General features: G+C 54.0%; 2 protein-coding genes. Both read right to left on the bottom strand.

Annotation, left to right across the window (positions count from 1 at the left end; all coding sequences use genetic code 11):
* Positions 1 to 128: 128 nt before the first annotated feature.
* A complete protein-coding gene (locus ABZX22_RS44855) occupies positions 129 to 947 on the bottom strand; it encodes a hypothetical protein (RefSeq protein ID WP_323157134.1) in 819 nt (272 codons plus the stop codon).
* On the bottom strand, positions 944 to 2,155 hold the full coding sequence (locus ABZX22_RS44850; RefSeq protein WP_323157133.1) for a hypothetical protein: 1,212 nt from the start codon (positions 2,153 to 2,155) through the stop codon (positions 944 to 946). The genes ABZX22_RS44855 and ABZX22_RS44850 overlap by 4 nt, the downstream gene beginning before the upstream one ends.
* Between the last annotated feature and the right edge of the window lie 130 nt (positions 2,156 to 2,285).

Genomic DNA, 2,285 nt, shown 5'->3' with positions numbered 1-2,285 from the left:
CCCACCCCCGCACCCAGCATGAGAGCGATTGCCAGATGAGTGCCGATTCGTTGCTTGAATCGGATCAACGACATCCTGATGTAATAACCGTGCACGTACCCTCCTTGGCTTTTGCAGAGCCCTCAACTTCAACTCGACGGAACTCCCCGTAGAAGAAGTTGCTCTCCTTCTTTCAGCTCACCTATTCCAGCCATGTATGGACTGCAGGCGCAGAAGGTGAGGCTTTCGTCCTCTTGGTACACCAAGATCTCGCCCATCCTGCTGTCGAAAAGCTCCCGGCATGCATGAACAAGGGCTGGAAAATCCCCAAGATCCGCCTTGGGTCGCCCCCTTGGGAAACTCAATGCGAACGCTTCTCCGTGATAACTACATATTATTGGGATGCCTTGCGGCTGTTCGACGAAGAACGGATGCCACTGCTGCTCCCCTTCTGCGACATCAGAATCACCATTCCACCGGAAGTAGGACCAGACTGACTTCTGTACGGATTTTTCCAGACGCGACATATCAGGCATTCGATGACCGAACCCAAAAGCGAACCGTGGCGTTCTGATGTCTGGGATACGCTCGGAAAGAAGCTTCCACTGCACATTCAAGGGGAGAAGTGATCTACTCACTCCGCGAGGGCCAATTCCGTGTGCCAGTGCGTGCGCTCGCGACAGAACCGAACCCAAAGCCGTGTGTGCCCAGTTCTCATGCAGCCCGAACGCACGAAGACGCTTTCCAATCTCGGTGCAAGAGAGATCGAAGACTCTGTTGATGATATAGGCGGACCACATGCTAGGAATCGATTTTTCCACTACAGGTTCAATGATCTCAGCCTCCTGAACGCACCAACTTCGAGTCAGCTCATCCAGATGGATCACACTTACACCCTGGACATCTCTCAGCACGGCTGCGACGACGTCCTCCGGATCGGAATGGATGACAATGGTTGGAATCTTCATGCGACGCTCTCCAGCGTATCCCTTGGCACTTTCTGGCTGTACTTGTCCCTGATCTCATCCTGAATTTCATCCACGACCGCCATCAGCTGCATCGAAGGTGGGGACTCCAGTACAAATAGTGTCGATATCTTCCGTTCGATGAAGAATCCTCCTGCCACTTGCATCAGTCGTCGCTTCATTCTCCTCCCTGCCTCTTCTCCAATCCCAGCACCGAGGCCAACCAACCTGCCGAGAAGATGATGGATGGCATAGTAGACAAAGACCGCGTGCGCCAGTGAATGGTTCGGAATGAAGTTACCTGACCATGGCGAAACCGGGCGAACTCTGATTGCACCTGACATGAACTTCCCATGCACCTCTTCATAGGCGGAGAGGTACGAGTGGATGGACTCATGAAGAATTGCCTCTGCACAAATATCCACGGTCATTTCCGGCCTGTGGACATTGAGGATTCGGATACAACCTGCATGAATCGGCCGATACTCGGATCCAAGATTCAGAGGTGAGGCCTGATCACCCCACTCGATCGACTTCCTCACGAGCACACGCCTTGTGAATGTTCGAATCAGGAGACCCAGATGTGGAGTGGCTTCGTCCACCAGCCTTATGGCTGCTTCCAGCTTCTCTTGGATTACGGCAAGCTCTTCTGATGAGATGCTCAGGAATGGATTGCAGAAGGTTCCGCTCTCTGGCTCGTGTCGACGCGCCAGCCCACTATCCACGTCCAGAGCGATCACATCTCCCACCTTTGCGCGCTCGACCTTCTCTAATCCGGGTTCATGCCGCCTGAGCACCCACTCCCCAAGGGGGCTTTCAACTCCCTTCCCTTGGTGACGTTCGCCCATTTCGCTATGGATGGGAGCAACTGGACACTCCGCCATTGCGGCGAGCTGAAGCGCTTCGATGGTCGTGACAGGCCTTCCATCTGTATCTTCATGGGAGACTCCATGTGGATCATCCATGAATCCAGAAACCCACGGGGAGCCAAGCAACCTTCTTCTCGCCGCTGGATCCAACTGCTTGAATGTTCTTTCAAAATCCTCAACACGCTCTTGATTCTCAAGCCGCTCATCTCTGAATTTTGAAAGAGCCTCGCCCAAACGACGCGGAGTCATTTCAAACCATGCGTCCAGCAGCACCGAGCAAACGTCAACCGTTCTGCATGGATCTTCAATTGCTCTCCTGAGATCCTCTATGGAAGTTCTCATCAACCTCTCCTTGGTGACGGACGGCCACCCCCGTGGGACCTCGGGGCTGCCTATATTTCAGGGACCAGAATTCCCGTGTTGGAGGCCCAGGTGTCCGATGTGTTCGCCAAGGATCTCAGCCGTCGAGTCG

It is taken from the genome of Nonomuraea sp. NPDC003804, assembly GCF_040610675.1.
Taxonomy (GTDB): Bacteria; Actinomycetota; Actinomycetes; order Streptosporangiales; family Streptosporangiaceae; genus Nonomuraea.
This window is presented reverse-complemented; position numbering and strand designations above follow the sequence as displayed.